Here is a 24,280-nt window from a genome sequence, read left to right as displayed (position 1 = left end):
TAGGTTAGCCTAATCTAACTTCATACGATCTGGTCAACGGCCTCGTGCGGCCGCGCCCCTGACATCCCGGAGACGCCCATGACCCAGCCCCGGAATCAGCCCGAGAACCAGGCGCTGAGCGCGGCCAAGCAGGCCGTCCGCGAACGCGTCCACGCGCACACGGCCGACCTGCTGGCGCTCAGCCACCGCATCCACGCCCACCCCGAGACCGCCTTCGAGGAGCACCGGGCGGCCGCCTGGTGCGCCCAACTGCTGCGCTCCCACGGCTACTCGGTCACCGCTCCCGCCCACGGCCTGGCCACCGCGTTCACCGCGAGCCTCGGCAGCGGGCCGGTCACCGTCGCGCTGGTCTGCGAGTACGACGCCCTCCCCGGCCTCGGGCACGCCTGCGGGCACAACCTGATCGCCGCCGCCGGCGTCGGCGCGGCGCTCGGGCTCGCCCCGTACGCGGACGAACTCGGGCTCACCGTACGGGTGATCGGCGCACCGGCCGAGGAGCGCGGGGCCGGCAAGGCCCTGCTGCTGGAGGCCGGAGCCTTCGACGGGGTGGACGCGGCGATGATGGTGCACCCCTGCCCGGTCGAGGTCGCCGACTTCCGCTCCTTCGCTCTGGGCACCCTGTCCGTCCGCTACACCGGGCGCGCCGCCCACCCCAGCCTCAACCCGCACGAGGGCCGCAACGCCGCCGACGCGCTCACCGTCGCGCAGGTCGCGCTCGGGCTGCTGCGGCAGCAACTCCCGCCCCAGTGGCGGGTGCACGGCATCACCACCGCGGCCGGGACGGCCCCGAACCTGATCCCCGACAGCGCGAGCGCCGAGTACGAGATCCGCGCCTCGGCGGCCGAGGACCTCGCCCACCTGCGGGCGCGGGTCGAGGACTGCTTCCGGGCCGGGGCGCTGGCCACCGGCTGCGAGGTGGAGCTGACCAGGCCCGAGCCGGACTACCTGGACATGCGCTCCGACCCGGCCCTGCTCACCCACTGGCGCGCCAACGCGGCGGCGCTGGGCCGGCCGGAACCGGTCGAGCGCGCGCCGTTCGCCTGCACGGACATGGGGAACGTCTCGCACGTGGTGCCCTCCATCCATCCGGTCCTGGACATCACCGGGGGCTCCTGCGCACCGCACGAGGCGGCCTTCGCCGAGGCCGCGCTCGGGGCGGAGGCCGAACGGGCCCTGCTGGACGGCGCGGTGGCGATGGCGTGGACCGCGATGGACCTGGCGGCGGGGGCGGCCGACAGCTGACGGCCAACGGCTGATGACTGACAGCTGACGGACAACAGCCGACAGATAACAGATGACAACTTTCAGCGAACAGATTTCATCTTTCATCATCTGTTCGCTGAAAGTTGTTCGCTGTCATCCGTCAGCCGCCGCCCGCCAGCACCACCGCCGCGCCCGTCCGCAGCGGCCAGAGGAAGCCCCAGTGCGGCAGCCGCAGTTGCAGCACCCGGTCGCCCGGCCCGAGCGGGTGGGCGGCCTGGAGCTCGCGCACCCGCCGGTCCGCCTCGGCGTGGGTCAGCCGGACGGCGGCCGGGCGCCCGCCCGGGCCGTACCCGACGCTGAGCAGGTGCTGCGGGGTGAGCGCGCGCGGCGGGTCGGTGTCCAGCTCGCCGGTGGTGTCGAGGCCGCCCGGTGCACCCGGTGTCCCCTCCCCCAGCACGCAGACCAGCTCGTTCTCGGCGCGCAGCCAGTCCCGCCGCCCGGGCGGGTCCGCCGGGTCCAACGACAGCCACGCCGCCCCGGACTTGGCCACCGCGAGCACCGCCGTCAGCTGCTCCTCCGGACGGCCGGCGGGCGTCAGCCCGACCACCGTACCCGGCCGGGCGCCGCGCCGGGCCAGGGCCCGGGCCAGCCGGTTGGCCGAGGCGTTCAGCTCCCGGTACGTCACCACCCCGCCGTCCGCGAGCACCAGCGCCGGCGCCTGCGGCGTCCGGGCCGCCTGGGCCTCGACCGGGCCGACCACGGTGGTGGCCGGGTACTCGACCGCCGGACCGGACCGCACCGGTTCCGGCAGGACCAGCCCCTCCGCCGCGAGCAGCCCGGCCGGGCCCTCCTCCACGGAAGGGCCCCCCGCGCCGGCCGGGCCCGCGCCCGCCTCCCGTACGACCGCCTCCATCAGGCCACGCCCAGCAGTTCGGCCCAGGCCTCGACGGACGGCCGCTCCGCCAGCCGTACGAACTCCACCTCGGCGCCCTCGGCCCGCCAGCGCTCGGCCAGGGTCATCAGCCGGATCGAGTCCAGCCCCCAGTCGGCCAGGTTCTCGTCCAGCGGGATGTCCGTCGGGTCCTCGCCGAGCAGGTCGGCGACCTCGCCCCGGATCCGCTCCACCGTGAAACCGGTCGCGTCCACGCCCGTCACTTCCCGTCCGTCCCTTCCAGCGCCGCGCGTACGACGTCCGCGGTGGTGACCGCCCCGCACCGCCCGGCGATCCACTCCAGTGCGGCGCGGTGCTCGTCCGGTCCGAAGTCGGCGACCGCGTCGGCCACCACGAAGGCCCGGACGTCCCGCATCCAGGCGTCGCAGGCGGTGGCCTGCACGCCGATGTGGGCGTAGACCCCGGTGATCACCAGCTGGTCGCGGCCCTGCTCGCGCAGCAGCTGCTCCAACTCGGTGCGCACGAAGGCGCTGTACTTCCACTTGGTGAGGACGGTGTCGCCCTCGGCCGGGGCGACGGCGTCGGCGACCGCGGTGGCGCGCGGGTCGTCGGGGATGCCGGGGCCCCAGAAGTCCTGCTGGAGTCCGCGTTCGGCCGGGCTCTGCCCGCCGCGCTGCGCCGAGTAGAGGACCGGCACCCCGCTCGCGCGGGCCGCGGCGGTCAACGCGGCGACGTTGTCCAGGAGTTCGGGCAGGGGCGCGGCGTCGCCCGGGAAGGCGTCCAGGAAGTGGTTCTGCAGGTCGTGCACCAGCAGCACGGCGCGGGCCGGGTCCACCGTCCAGGAGACCCGGTTGGCGGGCAGCTCCCCGGCGGTGGGCAGCGGGTAGGAGGGAATGCGGGGCAGGCCCACGATGGTCGAACTCCTCGGATTCACGGGGGTGATGGGGGGTAGACGGGGGGATGTCACGATGCGGGGAGGGAGGCCGCGATGGCGGCCCGCAGGTCCTTCTTGCTGACCTTGCCGATCCCGGTGGCGGGGAAGGCGTCGACGAACTCCACCCGGTCCGGCACCTTGTACTCGGCCAGTCCGCGCCCGCGCACGAAGCGCTTCAACTCGACGCCCTTCGGCGGCTGTTCGCGGTGTTCGGCGCGGAGCACGACGTACGCGCAGGTGCGTTCGCCGAGGTACGGGTCGGGCATCGACACCACCGCCGCGTCGTGCACGGCCGGGTGGGCGAGCAGGTGGTTCTCGATCTCCTCCGCGGCGACCTTCTCGCCGCCCCGGTTGATCTGGTCCTTGGCCCGGCCCTCGACCACCAGGTGGCCGCTGGGGAGCCGGCGGACCAGGTCCCCGGTGCGGTAGTAGCCGTCCGCGGTGAAGGACGCCGCGTTGTGCCCGGGGGCGTTCCAGTAGCCGCGGATGGTGTACGGGCCGCGGGTGAGCAGGTGCCCGGTGGTGCCGTCGGGCAGGTCGCGGTCCTGGTCGTCGACCACCCGGACCTCGTCGTCGGCGGAGATCGGCCGGCCCTGGGTGGTGGCGATCAGCTCCTCCGGGTCGTCCAGCCGGGTGTAGTTGACCAGACCCTCGGCCATCCCGAACACCTGCTGGAGCGTGCAGCCCAGCACCGGGCCGACCCGCCGGGCCGCCTCCTCGCTGAACTTGGCGCCGCCGACCAGCAGCACCTCCAGGCTCTCGTGGCCGCGGGCGCCGCGCTCCACGGCGTCCAGCCACAGCAGCGCGAGCGGCGGGACGAGCCCGGTGACGGTGACGCCCTCGCGCGCCATCAGCGGGAAGGCCGTCTCGGGGCTGGGCTGCGGGCAGAGCACCACCCGGCCGCCGGCGTACAGCGTGCCGAGCGAACCGGGCGAGCTGAGCGGGAAGTTGTGGGCGGCGGGCAGCACGCACAGGTAGACGCTGCGCCCGTCCAGCGCGCACAGCTCGACCGAGCCGCGCAGCGAGTAGATGTAGTCGTCGTGGGTGCGCGGGATCAGCTTCGGCACCCCGGTGCTGCCGCCCGAGAGCTGGAGGAACGCGACGTCCCCGGGCTCGGGTTCGCGCGCGGAGCCGGGGCCGTCGCAGGGCACGTCCGCCAGCCGCAGGTGCTCGCCCGGGTCCTCGCCGGCCACCAGCACCAGCCGCAGGTCCGGGTTCTCCTCCCGTACCCGGGTGGCGAGTTCGCGGTGGTCGAAGCCGCCCTCGACGCCCGGGACGACGTACGCCACGGCGCCCGTGAACGCGCAGAAGTGCGAGATCTCCGCGTAGCGGTGCGCGGGCAGCGCGAAGACCGGCAGCGCACCAATCCGGAACAGGGCGAAGACCACCTCGAAGAACTCGGCGGCGTTGGGCAGTTGGACCACCACCCGGTCCCCGGCCCGGAGCCCGCGGGCGAGCAGCCCGGCGGCCATCCGGTCGGCCCGGCGGTCGAGTTCGGCGTACGTCCAGCGCCGCTCGCCCGCCGCCACCGAGTGGCCGCCGGGGTCGACCACGGCGATCCGGTCGCCGTGCGCGGCGGCGCGCTCGCGCAGCATCCGCCCGAAGGTCTCGCCGCGCCAGTGGCCGGCCGCCCGGTAGCGCTCGGCGAAGTCGGCCGGGTACGGGGTGAATCCGTCCAGCACCTCGTCCAGGGGCGTCACAGCGCCACCCCCGCGGCCTCCAGGAAGGTGCGGAACTTGGCGCTGGTCTCGGCGAGTTCGGCCTCCGGCCGGGACTGCTCGACCACCCCGGCGCCCGCGTACACCCGCAGCGTGCGGTCCTGCGCCTGCGCGCAGCGGATGGTCACCACCCACTCGCCGTCGCCGCTCTCGTCGCCCCAGCCGACCATGCCGGTGTACAGGCCCCGCTCGAAGGGCTCGATCTCGCCGATCACCCGGCGGGCGACGTCCGTCGGCGTGCCGCAGACCGCCGGGGTCGGGTGCAGCGCGCAGGCCAGCTCCAGGGCGGAGACGGCCGGGTCGGCCAGCTCACCGCTGATCGTGGTGGCCAGGTGCCACATCGCCGCCGTCCGCACCAGGGTGGGCCGCTCCGGCACGTCCAGGTTCCGGCAGTAGGGCGCCAGCGCCGCGCGGATCGCGTCCACCACCACGGCGTGCTCGTGCAGGTCCTTGGGCGACTCCAGCAGCGCGGCGGCGCGCCGGACGTCCTCGCCGAGGTCCTCGCTGCGCGGCACCGAACCGGCCAGCGGGTTGGCCAGCACGGCCGTGCCCCGGCGGGAGAGCAGGAGTTCGGGGCTGGCGCCGATCAGGGTGCTGCCGGCGCCGGCCGGGACGGCGAAGGTGTAGCCGCCGGGGTCGCGCCGGGCCAGGCGCTGCAGCACGGCCGGCAGGTCGAGCGGCCGGTCGCTGGTCAGCTCCAGCGTGCGGGCCAGCACCACCTTGCTCAACTCCCCGCCGCGCAGCCGCTCGACGGCCGCCGCGACGCCCGCACCGTACGCCTCCGGCTCCGGGACCGGGCGGATCCGCCAACCGGCCTGCGCGGCCCGCGGCGCGGGCAGCGCGATCAGCGGGTCGTCGCGCAGCGCCCCGGCGGACCGGACCCGGGCGGGGACGGCGAGTTCGTCCCGGCCGCCGTGGTCGAAGGCCACCGCACCGACCACCAGGGGCCGTTCGACCCCGTCGCGGCGTGCCCCGGCCAGCGTCTCGGCGACCCGGACGGGCAGCGGGCGGGCGTCCTGCGGCACCCGGGCGTGCACGCCCGCGGCGAGCAGGGTGCGGGTCGGTGAGGCGAGGAACGCCTCGTCGTCGGCGGCCCGGTACTGGCCGAGCAGGCCGCTGGCCGCGCCGATGGCGGTTCGGTCGGGGCCGCCGTCGGTGGGGGTCGGCGGGGCGTGGTGCACCGTGGTCACGGTGGTCTCTCCAGTCTGGGACGGGTCTACGGTCTGCGGTCGGCGGATGCCCGGGGGTGCCTCAGGCGCGCAGGGTCGCGCCGCCGTCGACGTACAGGTCGTGCATGGTGATGTGCCGGGCCCGGTCGGAGGCCAGGAAGAGCACGGCCTCCGCGACGTCGGCGGGCTCGGCGATCCGCCCGAGCGGGATGCCGACCCGCCAGGCCCCCAAGTCGCCCTCGATCACGCGCTGTTCGGCCGCCTCGGCGTCCTCGCCCCACAGCCCGCGCTGCATCCGGGTGTCGGTCGACCCGGGCGAGACGACGTTGCAGCGCACCCCGGAGCGGGCCAGCTCCAGGCCGAGGCAGCGGGTGAACATGGTGGCCGCCGCCTTGGACGCCGCGTAGGCGGCCATCCCGGCCCGCGGCACCCCGGCGGCGTTGGAGCCCACGGTGACGACGGCGCCCCGCCCCCGCTCGGCCATCCGGCGGCCGACCGCCCGGCCGGTGTGGAACACCCCGGTGCTGTTGACGGCGAAGGTCTCCGCCCAGTCGGCGTCGGACAGTTCGACGACCGGGCCGGGTCGCAGCACTCCGGCGACGTTCACCAGTACGCCGATCGGGCCGAGTTGACGCTCCATCAATTCCACTGCGCTGTCGACCGCTCGGGCGTCGGAGACGTCCAGGGCGTACGGGTGCAGCGCCTCGGACTCCGCCGCGACCCCGGCGAGCGGGCCGGCCTCCCGGTCCACCGCCGCGACGACGGCTCCCTCGGCGACCAGCGCCCGGGCCACGGCCGCGCCGATGCCCTGTCCGGCCCCGGTGACCATCGCGACGACACCGGCGAATTCGGACCGTTCCACAGGACTTCCCCTCCGACCAGCAATGTTAGGCAAGCCTAACCTAACACATCTGTTCGCCTACGCCGATAGCCCGTTCGACAGATTCCGACACCTGGGCCGTCGTCAATCCGCCCGGCCGTCCTGCTGCGTCCCGATCCGCCCGGGCACGCGAAGAGGCCGCCCGCCCCGACGACGGGACGAGCGGCCTCAGGGGCTCCAGGGCCCGCCTTCGGACTCCCGTCTGCGGGAGTCCGAATGCGGGCCCTAGGGGGTTCGCGTCGATGCCGCCCTCGACCGGGCGTCGCAACGATGCTCTACGGGTGGTCAGTTCCAGTTGACCGCTCACCCGTTGATGTACGGACCGCCGTCTCGGTGGACGGCCGTCGCCGGTGGACGGCCGTCGTCAGTGGGCGGCCGGGGGCGGGGTGAGTCCGGCGCAGCCGCGCAGGCCGTCGCGGCGCTTGAGGGCGGCCTCGGCGGCGGCGCCGGTGACCGGCTGGGGGATGCCCTTGTCGTCGATGGTGGCCGGGGCGAAGGCCTCGCCCTTGACCTTGCCGTCGGCGGCGAGGGTGAGGGTGGTGACGCCGGTCTCGTTGGAGAAGGCGTAGTTGGAGGTGCCGTACCAGAGGAAGTTGCCGAAGCCGTACCCGATGTAGGTGTTGCCGATCATGCCCGAGCCGACCATGGTGTGGGCGTGGGTGCCGACCACCGCGGAGGCGCCGACGGCGGCGAGCTTCTTGGCCACGGCGGTCTGGGCGGCGGTCGGGCAGGCCTTGCCCTCCTCGCCCCAGTGCAGGTAGACGAGGACGACCGGGGCCTGCTGCTTGGCCGCCTGCACGGCCGCGACCAGCGCGGGGACGTCCAGGGCGGAGGCGATGCCGGGCTTGTTCGCGCCGGCCCGCCACTTCTGGTTGGTGATGTCCTCGACCTGGCTGGCGGCGACCACCGCGACCTTCACCCCGCGCACGGTGGTCACGTACGGGGCGTACGCCTCCTTGGCGTTGTGCCCGACGCCGATCACCGGGACGGGCGAGGAGTCCTTGGCGGCCAGGGTGTCGGTGAGGCCGTCGGCGCCGAAATCGACGGCGTGGTTGTTGGCCATCGAGACGACGTCCACGCCGGAGTCCTTGAGCACGGACAGCGCCTTGGGCGTGGTGCGGAAGGTGTAGGTCTTCGGTTCGGGTGCGCCGCGCCCGGTGATCGCGGTCTCCAGGTTGAGCACGGAGAGGTCGGCGTCGGCGAGGGTGCGGGAGATCGGGCCGAGGGCCTGCTCGGGCGGCTGGACGGACAGCCGGGGCTCGGTCCGGCCCTCGAAGTGGACGTCTCCGGCGAAGGCGACGGTGATGGTGCCGTCCGGGCGCGGCGCGCCGCCCTTGGTGGGGGCGGCTGCGGGGGCCGTACCGGTGGTCGCGGCGGCGGAGGCCGGGGGCGCCGCGGCGGACGGGGCGGTCGACGCCGAACCGGGTGCCGGGTCGTCCGGCCCGCAGGCGGTGGCGACGGTCAGGCCGACGAGCACGGCGACGGCAGCCGCGGCACGGCGCATGAGTGGTTCCCCCCGAGGTCGATGCAAGCGGTCAGCCTACGCCACCGAATCGGCACCGCTTGTGCCCGCATCCACAACATTCCGGACACAGGAGGACACCAGCGGGCCGACAAGCGACGACCCCGCGCGAACGCGCGCGACGCGTGGGCGCCCGCCGCCTGCGGTAGGACATGCTGGACCCGCCCACCCTCACCCCCGCCGGAGCCACCCCGCCGATGACGACGCCCGAGCCCACCCCAGCGCCAGCCCCAACCCCCGGCGCGACCCCCGCACCCGACTTCACCCCCGCCGAGCGCGCCCGCGGCCGCGCGCTGCGCCGCGCCCAGCTGCCGTGGGCACTCGGCGGCCGCCTGGCGGGCCTGGCGCTGACCCTGGTGCTGGGCCTGACCCCGGCCGGTGCCGCGCTGGTGACCGCCACCGGCCGCTGGTTCGGCGGTTCCCGGACGGCCGGGGTGCTGGCGGGCGCGGCTGCCCTGGTGGTGCTGGGCCAGGCGCTGCAACTGCCGTTCGGGGCGGGGGCGCGGGCCGTCCGGGCCCGGTTCGGCCTGGTGACCCAGAGCTGGGCGGGCTGGGCGCTGGACGCCGTGCGCTCGCTCGGGCTGACCCTGCTGCTGGTCCTGCCGCTGGTGCTCGGGCTGTTCGCGCTGACCGGGTGGTCCCCGCGGCACTGGTGGCTCCCGGCGGCGGGGGCGGCGGCGCTGCTGACGGCCGCGCTGTCCTTCCTCCACCCGCTGCTGATCGAGCCGGTGTTCAACCGCTTCACCCCGATGCCGCCGGGCGAGCTGCGGACGGCACTGTTGGCGCTGGCCGAGCGGGACGGCGTGCGGGTGCGGGACGTCCTGGTGGCGGACGCCTCCCGGCGGACCACCGCACTGAACGCGTACGTCTCCGGGTTCGGCGCGACCCGTCGGATCGTCGCGTACGACACCCTGCTGACGGCGGCCGAGCCGCGCGAGGTGGAGCTGGTGGTGGCGCACGAACTGGGGCACGTCAAGCACCGGGACGTGCCGGTCGGTACGGCGCTCGGGGCGCTGGGTGCCGCAGTGGCGGTGGTACTGCTGGGCCTGCTGGCGAACTGGCGGCCGCTGCTGGCGGCGGCCGGGGCCGCGGACGCGGCGGATCCCCGGGCGCTGCCCCTGCTGGCCGCGTCGGCGGCGCTGATCGGCGCGCTGTCGGGGCCGGTGCAGAGTGCGGTGAGCCGCCGGATCGAGGCCAGGGCGGACCGGCACGCCCTCGAACTGACCGGGGACGCCGAGCAGTTCGTGGCGATGCAGCGCAGACTGGCGGTGGTGAACGTCTCGGATGTCGACCCGCCGAGGCTGCTTGAGCTACTGTTCGCCACTCACCCGAGTGCGACCCGCCGGATCGCGGCGGCCCGCGCCTGGCAAGCAGGGCGGGTAGGGCAGGACCCGCCGGACCCCGCGAACGGCGGCCCGGCGGCGGCGAGGCGCGCGACCCCGGGGTAAATCCGTTGTATAGTGCAACAAATCCCGAGGAGGTAGGAACGCCGTGCCCGGCCGCGAGTCGTCCATCGACACCATCCAGCGCGAGCTGACCGCCTTCGCCCGCCGTGCCCGGCACAAGGCCTCCCAGCTGCACCCCGACCTCTCCCTGGTCACGTACAGCATCCTCGACCTGATCACCGAGCGCGGCGGCTGCCGGGCCGCCGACGTGGCCGCGTACTTCATGCTCGACAAGTCCACCGTCAGCCGCCAGGTCACCGCGCTGGAGAAGCTCGGCCTGCTGCGCCGCGAGACCGACCCGGACGACCAGCGCGGCCAGATCCTGCGCGCCACCGAGGGCGGCCTCACCCTGCTGCGGGACGCCAACGAGCAGCGCCGGACGGCCTTCACCGCCCGCTTCACCGAATGGTCCGACGAGGACGTCGCCCGCTTCGCCGCGTACCTGGCCCGCTACGGCCAGGAGGACTGACCGGGCCCGCACCCGCGCCCCGGCCCCCTCGCCGGCCCCCCTCTCCGGCCTCTCGCCGGCCCCTCCTCACCAGCGCCTCCGCCCCCGGCCCCGCCCGCCCCGGGGTGCGCCCCACCGCCCCCACGGTGTACAGAGGAGAGGTGCCCCTCCGGCAGCGTCCCGATGACCCCCGTCCCCGCGCCCGCCGCCGCTCCTGGCGACCCGACCGCCGAGTGATGACGGCACTGCCGCTCGCACTGATCGTCGTGATCACCGTCGTCGACATCCTCTCCCCGCCGTCGATCCACCTCGGCCCGCTGCTGATCGTCGCCCCGGCCCTCACCGCCTCCTTCGCCGGCCCGCGGGCCACCGCCGGGGTCGCCCTGCTGGCCCTCGCCGCGCTCACCGCCATCGGCGCCGTCCGGGACGGCCTGACCAGCGCCAACATCGAGACCCAGCTGAGCGCCCAGGTGGTCGTCTCGGCGCTGATCGTCGGCCTGCGGGTGCTGCGCGACCGGCACGAACGCGAGCTCGCCCGGGTGCGCTCGGTCTCCGAGGCCGCCCAGCGGGTCCTGCTGCGCCCGCTGCCGGAGCGGATCGGACCACTGCACCTGGCCTCCTTCTACCTGGCCGCCGAGGCCGAGGCCCAGGTCGGCGGCGACCTGTACGCGGCCGCCCGGACCACCGACGGCACCCGGCTGCTGGTCGGCGACGTCCGCGGCAAGGGGCTGTCCTCGCTCGGCGACGCGGCCCTGCTGCTCGGCGCCTTCCGCGCCGCCGCCCACCTGCACGCCGACCTGCCGGGCCTGGCCGAGTACCTGGACGGCAGCGTCTGCTGGGACCTCGCCCAGCTCGCCGAGGCCCGGCGGGCCGAACGCTCCCGGCACCAGCGCCCGGCCGAGGAGGCGCCGGACGAGGGCGGCGAGTCCTTCATCACCGCCGTGCTGATCGACATCCCCGACGACGGCTCGCACGTCCACCTCATCGACTGCGGCCACCCGCCCCCGCTGCTGCTGCGCCCGGACGGCGTCACCACGCTCACCACCCGCAACCCGGCACCGCCGCTCGGCCTCGGCGAACTCGCCCCGGTCTCGTACCAGGTGCAGACCTTCCCGTTCCACCCGGGCGACCGGCTGCTGATCTACACCGACGGGGTGATCGAGGCCCGGGACGCCCAGCGCCGCTTCTACCCGCTGACCGAACGGGTCACCGCCTGGCAGGCCGAGCGCCCCGGCGTCCTGCTGAGCCGCCTGCGCCGCGACCTGCTGGCACACGTCGGCCGCCGGCTGGACGACGACGCGGCGATGGTGATGGTGGAGCGGCTCCCTTAGGACGCGTCCGCCCCTCGCCGGGACCCGTCTTCGGCCACGGGCCCCGCCGTCGGCCACGGGACCCGCCGTCGGTCACGGCCGGTACGGCAGCTGCGGCACGTCGAAGCAGTCCGTGGTCATGGCCGGCACCTGGGTGACCCAGCCGCCCCGCCCGCCCCCGGCGGAGTCCTGCCAGCGGGCGACGTTCAGACAGGCCCGGGTGGGCCCGCTCGGCGGCGGCTGCGGCACGAAGGACGCGGGCAGGATCAGCCCGTGCGCGTCGTAGGGCTCGGCGCGGTTCAGGAAGGCCTCGACGCAGACCCGGGTCGGTGCGGCGCCGCAGGAGTCCAGGGCGTCGGCGAGCCACTGGGCGCCCGCCCAGCCCTCCAGCTCCCACGCGGACAGCCGGTCGGCCCGGTCCGGGTAGGAGCGGGCCATCGCGGCGCGGAAGTCGTGCACGGCCGGGTGCCGCTCGTCCTCGTAGTTCTGGCTGGAGGACGTCGCCCAGAGCGCGTTGCGGCAGTTCGGCGAGGCGGCGTAGTCGGTGCGCACCGACTCCGACCAGTTCTGCACCGTGGTCACCTTCGCCGCGACCGACACCCCGGCCTCGTCCAGCGCCCGGCAGAGCGCCGCGTTCCCGCGCGAGTCCATCGCGTCGAACAGCAGCTGCGAGCCGTCGGCGCGCACGGCCGCGGCCACCGCCTGGAAGTTCGGCAGCGCGAAGTCCACCGTCTGGAGCAGCACCCGGTAGCCCTCCGCCTCCAGCCCCGCCTTGAGCTGTCCGGCGTAGCGGGCCGAGTCGGCCTGGTTGTAGGCGACCACGGCGGCGCTGTCGGCGCCCAGGCGCTGCTTGAAGAAACGGAACACCTCGGTGCTCTGGTACAGGGTGCCGTTCCAGCCGACCGCCCGGCCGTCGCGCGGGGCGGCGCTGCCGTAGATCCCGTACAGGTGCGGCCAGCGGTCGTACGCCGTGCCGATCGGCTGGCCGCCGACGTCCGGCACCGCCTTGCCGCTCACGTACGGCGCGCCCGCGTAGTCCAGGACGCTGCCGCTGACGAGGGCGAAGACGTGCGCCTGGTCGACCAGCCGGTGCACGCAGTCCTGGTTGCCGATGCCGCTGCCGCCGTCGTCGCAGGTCACCACCTCGACCGTGCGCCCGTGCAGGCCGCCGCGGTCGTTGAGGGCCTGGAAGAACGCCTGGGCGCCGTACCGGGGGCCGCTGAACACCTCGCTGCCGACCGGGCTGGTCAGGGAGGTGACGATGCCGATCCGGATCCCGGTCGCGGACACGCCGGTGTCGGAGGGCGGGTTGCCGCCGGCCCCCGGGGCGGGCGTGGCGCGGGCGGTGAAGGCGCCGTCCGGCAGCCGGGTGCCGCAGCCGGCGAGCACCGTCACCAGGGCCAGGAGCAGGGCCAGGACCGGGACCAGGACCGGACGCAGGACGGGCGTCGGCCCGCGGCCGTGCGGCAGTGCGGTCAGGTGCCGCCGAGGTGCGGTCAGCCGCATCCGGGGACCGGGGTGGCACTGGCCCCGCCGGCCTGGGTGAGCAGCCCGCACAGGGTCGAGCGGGAGACCTTCCAGGTGCCGTTGTCGAGGACGGCCTGCCCGGTCGCGGCCGGCGCGACCACGGTGCCCTGGAGGGAGAGCGCGTAGGTGACGGTCGCGTCGGCGGCGTCGGTGAACGCGACCCCGCCCACCGTGGCCTTCACCTGGCCCACCCGGGGGTCCTGGGAGAAGCCCTGGAGCACCGGGAGCAGCGTGTCGCCGCCCTGGAGCAGCTTGGCCTTGTCGGCGATCGGGGTGGCCGGGTCGAAGAACTTCTCCCAGTTGGCGGTGACCTCCGCCTGGGCGGCGGCCGGGTCGGCGGGGGCGGTGGCACTGGCGCCGGCGCCGGTGGTGACACTCGCACCGGCGGTGACGCTCGCGGTCGCGGCCGGGGAGGAGGCCGAGGACCCGGACCCGGACTTGGTGCTGCCGCACCCGGCCGCGGTGCCCGCCAGCAGCAGGGCGAGCAGCCCGCCCGCCGTCCGCAGGAGGGCGCTGCCGCCCCGGGAGGTGCCGCTTCGCGTCACGCGCATGGTGTTCCCTCTCGACCGCGCCGCCCGGACTGCGCCCGGCCGGTCGCGGATCCCCGGATGCTGTTCCAGGCCGATCCTGGAAACGTCTCAGGTGACACCATGAAGGCGGATCCATGGACGCATCGCAATCCGACGGAGAAATCACCCGTACCGCCCCGAGGGTTTCCCCCGTCCGGCGCGGTGCCCGCCTGCCGCAGAGCCTCCGGAGCGCGCGCGAGCGGGCCGGGCGCGAGCGGGCCGGGCGTGACCGGGCCGGCTGGCTGCTCCTCGCGGTCGGGGCCGTGCTGTGCGTGCTCGGCTGGTACGGGGTCTCCGGCGAACGCTTCGTCGAGCAGCAGGTCCCCTACCTGGCCTCCGCCACCGTCCCCGGCGCGGCCCTGATCGTGGCCGGCGCCGTCCTGGTCGCGCTGCGGCCGCCGCCCCCGCGCGGGCGCCTGGGGGAACTGACCGACCGGCGGGTCGAGCGCCTGTACGACCTGCTGGTGGAGCCCGGGGCCGAGCCGGGGCCGGGGCCTGATCCGGCCCCGGCGCACCGGTCGGGGCCACTCGCCGTCCCCGAGGGCACCCGCTACCACCGGCCGGACTGCCCACTGGTCACCGGCAAGGCGACGGCCGCACCGGTGGACGCGGCCGCCGTACGGGAGCGGGGTTTGACGCCCTGCCCGCTCTGCTCGCCGGACGCCCCCGGGGCCCCGGACGCCCTGGGGCTCCCGGAGACCCCGAACACCCCGAACACCCCGAACCCCCCGAACACCCCGGACGCCCCGAGCAGGCCCGCCACCCGTCCGGGCGAAGCCGCCCCGCCGAGCGGCTGAACCGATGACCGTCCTGCTCGCCGCGCCCGACTCGTTCGGCCTCACCCTCGACCTCGCCCTCGCCGGGCTCACCGTCGGCAGTGCCGCCGCGCTCAGCGGCATCGGACTGGTCGTCTGCCACCGCACCACCGGCGTGCTCAACATCGCCCAGGGCGCCCAGGCCATGGCCGTCGCCTATCTGCTGCGCGACCTCGTGGTCGTCCGGCACTGGCCGGTCTGGCCGGCCCTCGCCTGCTGCCTGCTGGTGGTCGCGCCCGCCCTCGGCGTGCTCCTCGACGTCCTCGTGCACCGCCCGCTGCAACGGCGCGGCGCCGGACCGGCCGAGACCATGGTCGCCGGGCTCGGCGTGTTCGTGCTGCTCATCGGAGTCGCCGTCCTGCTGTGGGGACCGGCCCCGCTGGCCGGCGCGCCCAGCCCGTTCGGCGGCGCCCCGATCCGGCTGCCCGGCGGCCACACCCTGCGCCCCGACACCGTCGCCCAGCTCGCCGCGATCCTGGTCCTCGGCCTCGCCGTCGCCGCCACCACCCGCTGGACCCGCCTCGGCCTCCACCTGCGCGCCGTCGTCGACGACCGCCGGCTCGCCGCCCTCACCGGCGTCGACGCCGACCGGGTCTCCGCCCTCGGCTGGGCCTTCGGCACCTTCACCGCCGGGCTCGTCGGCGTCGCCCTCGCGCCCTACCTGCTGCTCGACCCGTACGGGCTGCCGCTGCTGGTCATGGAGACCATGGCCGTCGCCGTCGCCGCCCGGCTGCGCAGCATCCCCGTCGCCGTCGCCACCGGACTCGGACTCGGCATCGCCCAGTCCGAACTCACCCGGCTCCGCCCGTCCGGCCAACTGCTGCCGCTGGTCCAGGCGGTGCAGTCCAACCTGTTCGTGATCGCGCTGCTCGCCGCCGCCCTGCTCGCGGGGCCCGGCATCACCGGGGGCCGGGCCCCGGACGGCGGGGCGCCGCTCACCTCCCGGAGCCACCGACCCGGAGGAGGACGAGGAGGAGGGCGAGGAGGAGGAGGCGGCGGGCGGTCGGCCGGCGCGGTCTGCCTGGTGCTGCTCCTGTTGCCCTTCGGCTTCCGCGGCAACGACCTGCGCAGCGCCCTGCTCGTCCCCGCCCTCGCCCTGGTGCTGCTGTCCGTCGTCGTCGTCACCGGCTACGGCGGGCAGACCTCCCTCGGCCAGGCCGGGTACGCGGGCCTCGGCGCGCTCGGCACCGCCCTGCTGATGAGCGGTCGCGTCCCCGGCCTGCCGGCCCTCCCGGCCGTCCCCGCACTGCTGCTCGCCGTCCTCGCCACCGCCCCGCTCGGCCTGCTCACCGGCCGGCCCGCGATCCGCCGCCGCGGACTCGCCCTCGCCCTCGTCACCTTCGCCTTCGGCACCGCGCTGAGCCGCTTCGTCTTCCAGCAGCCCTACGCCACCACCGGACTCACCCTCGACCGCCCCGCCCTCCTCGATGGCGACCGCGCCTTCTACCTCGCCGAACTCCTCCTGCTCGGCCTCGGTCTGCTCGCCGTCCGCGCCCTCCACCGCGGCCGCCTCGGCCGCGCCCTCACCGCCATGCGCGACCACGAGGCCGGTGCGGTCGCGGCGGGCGTCGACGTACCGGGCCTCAAACTCCTCGCCTTCGTGGTCGGCGCCGCGCTCGCCGCCCTCGGCGGCGGCCTGATGGGCCTCGCGGGCCGCGCCTTCGACGCGGCGTCCTTCGACCCGGTCCGCGGCCTGCTCTGGTTCGCCGCCGTGGTCGTCGCCGGCGCCGACAGCGCCCTCGGCGCCGTCCTCGCCGCCGCCCTGCTGATCGGCCTCGACGCGGGCACCGTCACCGGCGTCTCGGCCGTCGCGGTCGGCGTCCTCGCCGCCGCCATCGGCCGCCTCCCCGGCGGCCTCGCCGCCCTCCCCACCGCACGGCGCGACCCCCCGCCAGACCTCCCGCCCGGCCGCCTCACCCCCACCGGCCGACGCCTCCGCGCCACCCTGAACCGCCGCCCGTGAACGGAGCACCGGCGCCACCCGAACTCCCGGCGAAGGAAGGCCCGTTGAACAGATCCTCGCCCCCCGCCCGACGCTGCGGCCGGATCCACCGCCGACTCCCCCGCGCCACCACCCTGCCGGGTGCGGCCCGACCCGACGCCCTACGACCGCGGGCAGGAGCCGAGGCCCCTGCCGGCCGGAGACGGCGGAGGACGAGCCACCTCACCTTCCCCGTAGGCCTGTTCAGCTGCACGATGCCCCCCGGTGGGGCGTCGTGACGGCGGCGCGGTTGACCGTGCGGGGGGTGGTACGGCGGTACGGGGGGATCGTGGCGGTGGGCGGGGTGGACCTGGTGGCTCCGGGTGGGCGGATCACGGCGTTGATCGGGCCGAACGGGGCGGGGAAGAGCACCCTGTTCGACTGTCTGGCGGGGACGGTGCGGCCGGATGCCGGGCGGGTGCTGCTGGGCGGGCGGGACGTGACCGCCGTGGCCGCGCACCGGCGGGTGCGGCTCGGGTTGGCGCGGACGTTCCAGCAGATCGCCGTCTTCCCGACCCTCTCGGTGGCCGACAACGTGCGGGTGGGCGCGGAGCAGCGAGGGGGCAGGGGGGCGGCGGAGCGGACGGAGCGGGCGCTGGGGTTGCTCGGGTTGCGGGGTGTCGCGGACGAGCCGGCGGGGGTGCAGCCCACCGGGGTGCTGCGGCTGGTGGAGTTGGCGCGGGCGCTGGCGGGCGAGCCCCGGGTGCTGTTGCTGGACGAGCCGGCGGCGGGGCTCGATGCCGCCCAGACGGGCCGCCTGGTGGCGGTACTGCGCGCTCTCGCGGGGCGTGGGATGGCACTGCTGCTGGTCGAGCACGATGCCGAGCTGGTGGCCGAACTCGCCGATGCCGTCTACGCGATGGCGCAGGGCCGGGTGGTGGCGGCCGGGCCGACGGCGGCGGTGCTGGCGGACGCCCGGGTGGCCGAGGCCTGGGGTGGCCGCCCGTGAGTGCCGAACTCCCGTACGGGAAGCCCTGCTTGGACGCCGCCGGGGTGATCGCATGCCGGTAGCCGCGGCCCTGTGCGGCGTCCGGGTCCGGTACGGGCCGCTGGAGGCGCTGCACGGTGTGGACCTCGCTTTTCCGGCCGCCGCCGTCACCGTCCTGCTGGGCCGCAACGGTTCGGGGCGCACCAGTGCGCTGCACGCCCTGGCGGGGGTGGTGCCGCTGTCCGGTGGGCGGGTGTGCTGGCGGGGGCGGGACGTCACCGGGCTGTCGGTGCACCGGCGGGTGCGGCTGGGGTTGGCGCTGGTGCCGGCCGAGCGCGGGGTGTTCGGTTCGCTCACCGTGGCGGAGAACCTGGGCCTGGGCGGTGCGGGGCGGGCGGAGGTGCCGGCGGAGGTGCTGGAGGCGTTCCCGGAGCTGTCCGCGCTGCTGCCCCGCCGGGCGGCCACGCTGTCCGGCGGTCAGCGCCAACTGGTGGCGGTGGTGCGGGCGTTGGGGGCACGGCCCGACCTGCTGCTGCTGGACGAGCCGGAGCGCGGGCTGGCGCCGGCGGTGGCGGCGCGGCTGCACGCGGTGCTGCTGGCCGGGGCGGCCGGGGGCCGTACGGTGGTGCTGGCCGCGCAGTCCCTGCCGCGCTCGCTGGCGGGGGCGGCGGCGGTGCACGTGCTGCACCGGGGTGAGGTGGTGTTCTCGGGCGAGCCGGGGGAGGCACTGCCGGGGCGGTTCACGCCCACGCCGTGACGCCCCCGGCGCCCGGGCCCTACGGCTGGTACACGTACGGCGTGGTGGTGCTGAGCCGCGCGAAGCCGAGCCGCTCCAGGATGGGACGGCTCTGGTCGCTCGCGTCGACCTGGAGGTACTCGTAGCCGAGTGCGGCGGCCTGGCGGGCGCGGTGGGCGACCAGGGCGCGGTAGATGCCGCGCCCGCGCCAGCCGGGGACGGTGCCGCCGCCCCACAGGCCGGCGAAGCCGGTGCCCGGGGTGAGCTCCGTCCGGGCGGCGCTCACCGGCTGGTCGCCGGCCATCGCGACGACCAGGAGCAGCGTCTCCGAGTCGTGCCGGAGGTGGTCGAGCAGGCGCCCGCGCAGGGTCGGGGATGCGGCCCCGAAGGCCAGATCGTGGGCGGTCACCATGAGGTCCACCCCGGCCTCGTCGGTCACCGGCTCCAGCCGGACGCCCTCGGGCAGGGCCGCGTCGGTGGGCAGGTCCGCGATCCGGGCGATCATCAGCGCCTCGTCGGGTTCGGCGGTGAACCCGGCCGCGAGCAGCCGCCGGCCGAGGTCGGCGGGGCGGTCGTGGCTGTAGGTCTTCCACTCGAACTCCAGGCCCAGCCCGGTGAAGTGGGCGACCTGGGCGGCGATCGCGGCGTCCGCCCCGGCCTCGTCCAGTCCGGACCAGACGATGCCGTTCCAGGCGTGCTCGCCCCCCACCTGGCGCACCACGGCGCCGTCGCGCTCGACCCGGACGTCGGGGCCGTCCGGCCGCGCGTCGCGCCGGATCCGCTGGTCGAACAGGGCGAGTACATGATCACGATCCATCCGACCACTCGAGCACGCCGCGACGGCCGGGCGCCACCGCTTTTACGGCCCGCCCACGAACGCCCCCACCCGGCGCGGGCGGGCGCGGCGGCTGGGATACTGCCGCCATGCCCTTGCTCACGTGGATCGCCGAACTCGCGGACGACCCGCTGGTACTGGACCCGGACGACCGTCCGGCGGAGCAGCGGACCAACACCTGGTGGATGACCGCAGAGGAGGAGGACCGGCGGACGCTGACCGTCCAGCAGGTGGTGGACGCCTTCGAGCGCACCGCCGCCCTGCTCCGGGAGCGGGTCCGGGCACTCGGCCACCACGGGCCGGCCACCTTCTACGTCTGGCACGACGTGCTGGCCGGGCAACTGCGCTGCTCGACCGGCTCGGTCGGGCCGCGGGACCTGCCGTTCCGCGGGAACTACCTGCCGACCACGGACCTCGGCCCGATCGTCGCGGACCACCTCTCCGACGACGAGCCCGGCACGGTCCTGCGCACCGAACTGGTGGACATCGGCGACCTCGACGAACCCCCGAACGACGGGGACGTCCTGGACGCGGACGGGGACTGGGTCCCGGGGCCGCCCCTCCCGCCGTTGCCCGTCTGGGTCCGCGACGTCGGAACGGCGGGCGGCGCCTGATCGGCCCCGCGCCCCGCCCGCTACTGCGCCAGGTAGCCGCCGTCGACCGGCAGGACGGCGCCGGTGATGAACGAGGCCTCCTCGGAGGCGAGGAAGAGGACGGCGGCGGCGACCTCGGCCGGGTCGCCGAGACGGCCCATCGGGTGCAGCTTCTCGATCGCCGCCAGGTACTCGGGCCCGCCGGGCTCGTCCCGCAGCCGGGCGACCCGCTCGGTACCGATGGTGCCGGGGGCGACGGCGTTGACCCGGATGCCGCGGTCCGCCCATTCGACGGCGAGGTGCTTGGTCAGCCCGGAGGCGACGAACTTGGCGGGCCCGTACACCGCCTGGCCGCGCTGGCCGGCCTCGCCCGAGATGGAGGACAGGCAGACGATCGAGCCGCCCGGCCGTTCCTGGGCGAGCATCGCCTCGATCGCGTACTTGCAGGTGAGGAACATGCCGCGGCCGTCGACGGCCATCACCCGGTCCCAGTCCTGGGCGCTCGCCTCGGTGATGTCCATCAGCGGGATCACCCCGGCGTTGGCCACCAGCACGTCGATCCGCCCGTGCCGTTCGACGGCCGCCGCGACCATCCGGCGGGCGTCCGCGTCGACGGACACGTCACCGACCACCGTGCCGACGGCCTCCGGGAACCGCCCGGCCAGCCGGTCCAGCCCCTCGGCGTCCAGGTCGGTGGCCACCACCGACGCGCCCTCCCGGACGAAGCGTTCCGCGACGGCCCGGCCGATGCCGCTGGCCGCGCCGGTCACCACGCAGGAACGGCCGGCCAGCCGCCCCGCCGCGTTCGAAGTCACCATGGCGGGACTCTACCGAGCGCGGCGGCGCGGGGCCGGACTTCCGCCCGACGGGCCCGGGTCGACAGCGGACCGGCCCGGACGGCGGCAGCGCTCGGACCACTCGGACCACTCAGGCCACTCAGGCCGCTCAGACCGTGAGGACGATCTTCCCCCGCACGTGCCCGTCCTCGCTGATCCGGTGCGCCTGCGCCGCCTCCGCCAGCGGGAGCACCCGGTGCAGCGGCAGCCGCAGGGTGCCCGCCCGGTGCAGGGCGAGGGCGGCCGCGAAGGCGCGCCCGTGGTACGACTCGCCGCCCTCGGCTCCGCCGCTGAAACGGATGCCGTGCTCCTGCGCGCCGGGGATGTCGGCGATCGTCAGCACCCGCTCGGCGCTGCCCGCCAGTTCGACGGAGAGCGGCAGCACTCCCTTGCCCGCCGCGTCCAGGACGCGGTCGACCCCGCCCGGCGCGGCCGCCCGCACCCGCTCGGCCAGGCCCTCGCCGTACGTCACCGGGATCGCGCCCAGCTCCCGCAGGTAGGCGTGGTTGGCCTCGCTCGCGGTGCCGATCACGGTGATGCCGCGGGCCCGGGCGAACTGGAGCAGCAGGGTGCCGACGGCCCCGGCGGCGCCGTGCACCAGCAGCGTCTCCCCGGAGCGCACGCCCAGGATGTCGAGGACCCGCTCGGCGGTCTCGGCGGCGACCGGGATCGCCGCGGCCTCCTCCCAGCTCAAGGTGGCGGGCTTGGCCACCACCTGGTCGGCGTCGAGCAGCGCGTGCTCGGCGTAGCCGCCGCCCATCAGGGCGCCGAACACCTCGTCGCCGGGGGCGAAGGCGGTGACCTCCGCGCCGACCGCCTCCACCACCCCGGCGACCTCGTAGCCGGGCACGGCGGGGAAGGTGACCGGGATGATGCCGTCGAACGCGCCGCTGCGCACCTTGTGGTCCAGCGGGTTGACGCCGACCGCGCGGACCGCGACCCGCACCTGGCCGGGCCCGGGGGCGGGCAGGTCGAGCTCGATCGGGCGCAGCACGTCCGCGTCGCCGTACCGGGGGAAAGCGATGGCCTTGGTCATGGAAGATCCTCGGTTCGTCCGGGCGTTGTCCGTCCGGGGGTTGTTCGTTCCGACGGCTCCATCCTGCGGCGCCGGCCGCAGGCCCCCGGCCGGCCGTTCGGACAGTTCCACCTGGCCGAAGGGAGGGGCGGCCGGGGGCGGCCCCGGAACTAGGGTGAAGGGCATGGACGCAGGCATGGAGTCGCACGAAGGCATGGACGCGGTGGACGGCCCCGGCCCCGACGAGGCCTGGCGGGAGTACTGGGGCCGCCCCGAGGACGCGCTGGCGCGGGCCGTCGAGGTGCTGCGCGCGCCCCGGCCCGAGGTGGTGCCGCGGCTGTCGGCGGTGGTCCGCACGCTCGTCCCGCACGTCGCGATCGCCCACCTGAGCGGTGTCTGCGCCTACTCCCCCGCCAACGCCCACGGCCCGCGCGAGCTGGTCGGCGGCCTCTCCGGGCTGGAGCTGGCCCGGCTCGCCGAGCAGGCCGCCGGGACGACCTCGGCCGGCCGCCCCTGGCAGGGCGAGGCCGAACTGGCGGGCCGGACCCGGCCGGTGGTGGTGATCGCCGCTCCGGCCGACGACAAGGAGGTGCTGCTGGTCCTGGTCCGCGGCGACGCCGCGCCGGTGCCGGCCGGTGCGCTCGCCGTCCTCCAGCAGGTGTGCGAGCTGGTGATCGCCCACTCCGAGCACCGCGCCACCGACGCCGCGCCCGGCCAGGCGATGATCTCCCGTACCGCGGCCGTCACCCGGGCCCGGACCATCGCCGAGTTCACCGGCACCCACAGTGCCGCGCTGACCGCCGTCCTGGCGCCGCTGCGTTCGGCCGACCTGGACGACCGCGCCGCCCGCCGGGCCGCCACCGACCTGGCCGTCACCGCCCTGCTCGACCTGCGCCGGGCCGCGGACCTGGACCGCGAGCTCAGCGAGGAGCCCGCCGACGCCGCGTTCGCCCGGCTCGCCCGCGAACTGCGCCCGCTGCTGCGGCACACCGGGGTCCGGCTCGACCTCGCGCCGCCGTCCGACGCCACCCGGTCCATCCCCGCGGACACCGCGCACACCGCCCGGGCCGCCGTGCAGTGCGCCGTCATGCTGATGATGGAGCAGGAGAAGCCCGGTCGGCTGCACCTGAGTTGGCAGTTCACGGCAGACGGCGCGCTGCGCACCGTGGTGCGCGACGACGGCCTCGGGGTGCTCGCCGCCGACGCCCTCGCCGTCCACCGCACGGCCGACCGGATCACCGCCCTCGGCGGCCGCTACGAGGTCGAGTCCGTCCCCAACTGGGGCACCACCGTGACGGTGGAGCTGCCGCTCGGCATGCCCTCGCCGACCGCCGTCACCGACCCGCTGGACGGGCTCCAGCCGCGCGAACTGGAGGTGCTCGACCAGCTCGCCCAGGGCCGCCGCAACCGGGACATCGCCGCGGAGCTGCACATCAGCGAGTCCACGGTGAAGTTCCACGTCGCCAACATCCTGGCCAAGTTGGGTGTCGGCTCGCGCGGCGAGGCGGCCGCCCTCGCCCACCGCGCCGGGATGCCCGGCGGCGCGCGGCTGCACGTGGCATCCTGAACCGGATCCGCCGCCACACCCGTTGACAGGAGTCCCGATGACCACGCCCACCCCACCGCGGACCGTTCTCATCACCGGCTCCACCGACGGCCTCGGCCGCGCCCTCGCCCACCGCCTGGCCGCCGAGGGCGCCACCCTCCTGCTGCACGGCCGCGACCGGGACCGGCTCGACCGCACCGCCCGGGAGGTGGCCGAGGCCCACGGGACGGCCCGCCCGGCCACCCTGCTCGCCGACCTCGCCGAGCTGGAGCAGGTCCGCGCCCTCGCGGCCGAGGTCCGCGCCACCACCGGCCGGCTCGACGTCCTCGTCAACAACGCGGGCATAGGCGCCGGCGAACCTGACGGCCGCACCCGCCGCACCAGCGCCGACGGCCACGAACTGCGCTTCGCCGTGAACCACTTGGCCGGCTTCCTGCTCAGCCTCGAACTGCTGCCGCTGCTGCGCGCCTGCGCGCCCGCCCGGATCGTCAACGTCGCCTCCGCCGGACAGCAGGAGATCGACTTCGACGACCTCATGCTGGAGAACGGCTACGACGGCACCAGCGCGTACTGCCGCAGCAAGCTCGCCCAGATCGCCTGCGGCATGGAGCTCGCCGCCCGGGTGCCGGCCGCCGAAGTGACCGTCAACAGCCTCCACCCGTCGACGTACATGCCCACCAAGATGGTGCTCCGGGAGATCGGCCACAGCATCGACAGCCTGGAGGACGGCGTCACCGCCACCCACCGGCTGGTCACCGACCCGGCCCTGGCCGGCACCACCGGCCGCTACTACGACCGGCTGCGCGAGGCCCGCGCCAACCGCCAGGCCTACGACCTGCGGGCCCGGGCCGAGCTGTGGGAGCGCTGCTTGAAGCTCGTCGGGCACGCCGACCTCTGAAAGGCGACATCAACGACATGACCGAGCACCCCCGCACGAGTTGGGCCCCCGACGCCCCGGGCGTGCTGCGCCTGCCCTCCGGGCGGCTGCTGCGCGGCCGCGGCGTCCTCAACCCGCTGCCGCCGGGCCCGCGCCCCGACTTCGGCATCTACCTGCTGGGGCGCGAACCGAAGCCGCTCCCCTGGGAGAGCCGCTGGGTGCGCTGGCCCGACTTCCGGCTGCCCGCCGACCGCACGGACGCCGCCGACGCCTTCCGGGAGGCCTGGGAGCGCTGCACCGGCGAGCGGGTCGAACTCGCCTGCGCGGGCGGCCGCGGGCGCACCGGCACGGCCCTGGCCTGCATCGCCGTGCTGGACGGCGTGCCGGCGGCGGAGGCGGTCGGGTACGTGCGGGAGCACTACGGCCGGCACGCCGTGGAGACGCCCTGGCAGCGGAAGTTCGTGGAGCGCTGGGCCCGGCCCTCGACCGACTGACCGGTCC

23 protein-coding genes and 1 pseudogene are annotated in these 24,280 nt (G+C 75.8%); 12 read left to right on the top strand and 12 right to left on the bottom strand.

Annotated elements, in window-relative coordinates; all coding sequences use genetic code 11:
• Positions 1-78 precede the first annotated feature (78 nt).
• Positions 79-1,242, top strand: a complete 1,164-nt coding sequence (locus ACFY2K_RS05245) for an amidohydrolase (RefSeq protein WP_387709680.1) — start codon at positions 79-81, stop codon at positions 1,240-1,242.
• 121 nt (positions 1,243-1,363) lie between these two features.
• Here ACFY2K_RS05245 and ACFY2K_RS05240 read toward each other — a convergent pair whose 3' ends face one another.
• From ACFY2K_RS05240 to ACFY2K_RS05210, 7 genes are all read right to left on the bottom strand, one after another.
• A complete protein-coding gene (locus ACFY2K_RS05240) occupies positions 1,364-2,059 on the bottom strand; it encodes an AMP-binding protein (RefSeq protein WP_387709678.1) in 696 nt (231 codons plus the stop codon).
• Between the two features lie 56 nt (positions 2,060-2,115).
• Positions 2,116-2,349: a phosphopantetheine-binding protein gene (locus tag ACFY2K_RS05235; RefSeq protein WP_387709677.1), complete on the bottom strand. Its 234-nt coding sequence runs from the start codon at positions 2,347-2,349 to the stop codon at positions 2,116-2,118.
• A 5-nt stretch (positions 2,350-2,354) separates the two neighbouring features.
• Complete coding sequence (locus ACFY2K_RS05230; RefSeq protein WP_387709675.1) at positions 2,355-3,005, bottom strand: isochorismatase family protein; 651 nt, start codon at positions 3,003-3,005, stop codon at positions 2,355-2,357.
• A gap of 53 nt (positions 3,006-3,058) precedes the next feature.
• A complete protein-coding gene (locus ACFY2K_RS05225) occupies positions 3,059-4,729 on the bottom strand; it encodes a (2,3-dihydroxybenzoyl)adenylate synthase (RefSeq protein WP_387709673.1) in 1,671 nt (556 codons plus the stop codon).
• Positions 4,726-5,937 carry an isochorismate synthase DhbC gene (gene dhbC / locus ACFY2K_RS05220; protein WP_380523141.1) on the bottom strand — a complete coding sequence of 404 codons (1,212 nt, stop codon included), beginning with the start codon at positions 5,935-5,937 and terminating at the stop codon, positions 4,726-4,728. The genes ACFY2K_RS05225 and dhbC overlap by 4 nt, the downstream gene beginning before the upstream one ends.
• A 61-nt stretch (positions 5,938-5,998) precedes the next feature.
• Positions 5,999-6,745: a 2,3-dihydro-2,3-dihydroxybenzoate dehydrogenase gene (locus ACFY2K_RS05215; RefSeq protein ID WP_387709731.1), complete on the bottom strand. Its 747-nt coding sequence runs from the start codon at positions 6,743-6,745 to the stop codon at positions 5,999-6,001.
• Between the two features lie 415 nt (positions 6,746-7,160).
• Positions 7,161-8,300, bottom strand: a complete 1,140-nt coding sequence (locus ACFY2K_RS05210) for a CapA family protein (RefSeq protein WP_387709672.1) — start codon at positions 8,298-8,300, stop codon at positions 7,161-7,163.
• 170 nt (positions 8,301-8,470) lie between these two features.
• Between ACFY2K_RS05210 and ACFY2K_RS05205 the strand changes: the two genes are divergently transcribed.
• From ACFY2K_RS05205 to ACFY2K_RS05195, 3 genes are all read left to right on the top strand, one after another.
• Positions 8,471-9,766: a M48 family metalloprotease gene (locus tag ACFY2K_RS05205; protein WP_387709670.1), complete on the top strand. Its 1,296-nt coding sequence runs from the start codon at positions 8,471-8,473 to the stop codon at positions 9,764-9,766.
• Positions 9,767-9,809: 43 nt separating this feature from the next.
• A complete protein-coding gene (locus ACFY2K_RS05200) occupies positions 9,810-10,232 on the top strand; it encodes a MarR family winged helix-turn-helix transcriptional regulator (RefSeq protein WP_375892035.1) in 423 nt (140 codons plus the stop codon).
• A gap of 215 nt (positions 10,233-10,447) precedes the next feature.
• Positions 10,448-11,542: a PP2C family protein-serine/threonine phosphatase gene (locus tag ACFY2K_RS05195; RefSeq protein WP_380523139.1), complete on the top strand. Its 1,095-nt coding sequence runs from the start codon at positions 10,448-10,450 to the stop codon at positions 11,540-11,542.
• Between the two features lie 72 nt (positions 11,543-11,614).
• Here ACFY2K_RS05195 and ACFY2K_RS05190 read toward each other — a convergent pair whose 3' ends face one another.
• Together ACFY2K_RS05190 and ACFY2K_RS05185 are read right to left on the bottom strand one after the other, a co-directional pair.
• Positions 11,615-13,027, bottom strand: a complete 1,413-nt coding sequence (locus tag ACFY2K_RS05190) for an ABC transporter substrate-binding protein (protein ID WP_380643161.1) — start codon at positions 13,025-13,027, stop codon at positions 11,615-11,617.
• A complete protein-coding gene (locus tag ACFY2K_RS05185; protein ID WP_387709667.1) occupies positions 13,018-13,599 on the bottom strand; it encodes a hypothetical protein in 582 nt (193 codons plus the stop codon). Before ACFY2K_RS05185 ends, ACFY2K_RS05190 begins: the two co-directional genes overlap by 10 nt.
• 260 nt (positions 13,600-13,859) lie before the next feature.
• Here ACFY2K_RS05185 and ACFY2K_RS05180 point away from each other — a divergent pair.
• The 4 genes and pseudogenes from ACFY2K_RS05180 to ACFY2K_RS05165 form a co-directional block, all read left to right on the top strand.
• Positions 13,860-14,276: pseudogene (locus ACFY2K_RS05180) on the top strand (hypothetical protein); the annotation flags it as partial.
• A gap of 142 nt (positions 14,277-14,418) precedes the next feature.
• Complete coding sequence (locus ACFY2K_RS05175; RefSeq protein WP_387709665.1) at positions 14,419-16,395, top strand: ABC transporter permease; 1,977 nt, start codon at positions 14,419-14,421, stop codon at positions 16,393-16,395.
• Positions 16,396-16,678: 283 nt separating this feature from the next.
• Entirely contained in the window at positions 16,679-17,362 is a 684-nt protein-coding gene (locus ACFY2K_RS05170; protein ID WP_387709663.1) for an ABC transporter ATP-binding protein, read from the top strand.
• 52 nt (positions 17,363-17,414) lie between these two features.
• The gene (locus tag ACFY2K_RS05165) at positions 17,415-18,098 is read left to right on the top strand and encodes an ABC transporter ATP-binding protein (RefSeq protein WP_387709661.1); all 684 of its coding nucleotides are present in this window, start codon (positions 17,415-17,417) and stop codon (positions 18,096-18,098) included.
• Positions 18,099-18,117: 19 nt separating this feature from the next.
• On the opposite strand, the gene ACFY2K_RS05160 is transcribed toward ACFY2K_RS05165, so the two are convergent.
• A complete protein-coding gene (locus tag ACFY2K_RS05160) occupies positions 18,118-18,894 on the bottom strand; it encodes a GNAT family N-acetyltransferase (protein ID WP_380523132.1) in 777 nt (258 codons plus the stop codon).
• A 107-nt stretch (positions 18,895-19,001) separates the two neighbouring features.
• Here ACFY2K_RS05160 and ACFY2K_RS05155 point away from each other — a divergent pair, with 107 nt between their 5' ends.
• Complete coding sequence (locus ACFY2K_RS05155; protein ID WP_387709659.1) at positions 19,002-19,526, top strand: hypothetical protein; 525 nt, start codon at positions 19,002-19,004, stop codon at positions 19,524-19,526.
• Positions 19,527-19,546: 20 nt separating this feature from the next.
• On the opposite strand, the gene ACFY2K_RS05150 is transcribed toward ACFY2K_RS05155, so the two are convergent.
• Positions 19,547-20,323 (bottom strand): SDR family NAD(P)-dependent oxidoreductase, encoded by a 777-nt coding sequence (locus ACFY2K_RS05150; protein WP_387709657.1) that lies wholly within the window; start codon positions 20,321-20,323, stop codon positions 19,547-19,549.
• A gap of 127 nt (positions 20,324-20,450) precedes the next feature.
• The gene (locus ACFY2K_RS05145) at positions 20,451-21,377 is read right to left on the bottom strand and encodes an NADP-dependent oxidoreductase (protein WP_380586973.1); all 927 of its coding nucleotides are present in this window, start codon (positions 21,375-21,377) and stop codon (positions 20,451-20,453) included.
• Between the two features lie 163 nt (positions 21,378-21,540).
• Between ACFY2K_RS05145 and ACFY2K_RS05140 the strand changes: the two genes are divergently transcribed.
• The 3 genes from ACFY2K_RS05140 to ACFY2K_RS05130 are packed head-to-tail and all read left to right on the top strand — an operon-like array spanning position 21,541 to position 24,273.
• The gene (locus ACFY2K_RS05140) at positions 21,541-22,923 is read left to right on the top strand and encodes a LuxR C-terminal-related transcriptional regulator (RefSeq protein ID WP_380586976.1); all 1,383 of its coding nucleotides are present in this window, start codon (positions 21,541-21,543) and stop codon (positions 22,921-22,923) included.
• Between the two features lie 37 nt (positions 22,924-22,960).
• Positions 22,961-23,800 (top strand): SDR family NAD(P)-dependent oxidoreductase, encoded by an 840-nt coding sequence (locus ACFY2K_RS05135; protein WP_375892057.1) that lies wholly within the window; start codon positions 22,961-22,963, stop codon positions 23,798-23,800.
• A 17-nt stretch (positions 23,801-23,817) separates the two neighbouring features.
• On the top strand, positions 23,818-24,273 hold the full coding sequence (locus ACFY2K_RS05130) for a protein phosphatase (protein ID WP_380523126.1): 456 nt from the start codon (positions 23,818-23,820) through the stop codon (positions 24,271-24,273).
• Positions 24,274-24,280: the final 7 nt, after the last annotated feature.

This window comes from Kitasatospora sp. NPDC001309 (genome assembly GCF_042896295.1).
In the GTDB taxonomy this organism is placed as follows: domain Bacteria; phylum Actinomycetota; class Actinomycetes; order Streptomycetales; family Streptomycetaceae; genus Kitasatospora.
The sequence above is the reverse complement of the archived record's forward strand: the minus strand, read 5'-3'. Positions and strand labels throughout refer to the sequence as shown.

Excerpts from the sequence above, each read along its gene's own strand:
- ACFY2K_RS05245 (WP_387709680.1), top strand. The coding sequence starts at position 79 with ATGACCCAGCCCCGGAATCAGCCCGAGAACCAGGCGCTGAGCGCGGCC.
- ACFY2K_RS05215 (WP_387709731.1), bottom strand. The coding sequence starts at position 6,745 with ATGGTCACCGGGGCCGGACAGGGCATCGGCGCGGCCGTGGCCCGGGCG.
- ACFY2K_RS05210 (WP_387709672.1), bottom strand. The coding sequence starts at position 8,300 with ATGCGCCGTGCCGCGGCTGCCGTCGCCGTGCTCGTCGGCCTGACCGTC.
- ACFY2K_RS05205 (WP_387709670.1), top strand. The coding sequence starts at position 8,471 with ATGCTGGACCCGCCCACCCTCACCCCCGCCGGAGCCACCCCGCCGATG.
- ACFY2K_RS05195 (WP_380523139.1), top strand. The coding sequence starts at position 10,448 with ATGACGGCACTGCCGCTCGCACTGATCGTCGTGATCACCGTCGTCGAC.
- ACFY2K_RS05190 (WP_380643161.1), bottom strand. The coding sequence starts at position 13,027 with ATGCGGCTGACCGCACCTCGGCGGCACCTGACCGCACTGCCGCACGGC.
- ACFY2K_RS05185 (WP_387709667.1), bottom strand. The coding sequence starts at position 13,599 with ATGCGCGTGACGCGAAGCGGCACCTCCCGGGGCGGCAGCGCCCTCCTG.
- ACFY2K_RS05175 (WP_387709665.1), top strand. The coding sequence starts at position 14,419 with ATGACCGTCCTGCTCGCCGCGCCCGACTCGTTCGGCCTCACCCTCGAC.
- ACFY2K_RS05165 (WP_387709661.1), top strand. The coding sequence starts at position 17,415 with ATGCCGGTAGCCGCGGCCCTGTGCGGCGTCCGGGTCCGGTACGGGCCG.
- ACFY2K_RS05160 (WP_380523132.1), bottom strand. The coding sequence starts at position 18,894 with ATGGATCGTGATCATGTACTCGCCCTGTTCGACCAGCGGATCCGGCGC.
- ACFY2K_RS05155 (WP_387709659.1), top strand. The coding sequence starts at position 19,002 with ATGCCCTTGCTCACGTGGATCGCCGAACTCGCGGACGACCCGCTGGTA.
- ACFY2K_RS05150 (WP_387709657.1), bottom strand. The coding sequence starts at position 20,323 with ATGGTGACTTCGAACGCGGCGGGGCGGCTGGCCGGCCGTTCCTGCGTG.
- ACFY2K_RS05145 (WP_380586973.1), bottom strand. The coding sequence starts at position 21,377 with ATGACCAAGGCCATCGCTTTCCCCCGGTACGGCGACGCGGACGTGCTG.
- ACFY2K_RS05140 (WP_380586976.1), top strand. The coding sequence starts at position 21,541 with ATGGACGCAGGCATGGAGTCGCACGAAGGCATGGACGCGGTGGACGGC.
- ACFY2K_RS05135 (WP_375892057.1), top strand. The coding sequence starts at position 22,961 with ATGACCACGCCCACCCCACCGCGGACCGTTCTCATCACCGGCTCCACC.
- ACFY2K_RS05130 (WP_380523126.1), top strand. The coding sequence starts at position 23,818 with ATGACCGAGCACCCCCGCACGAGTTGGGCCCCCGACGCCCCGGGCGTG.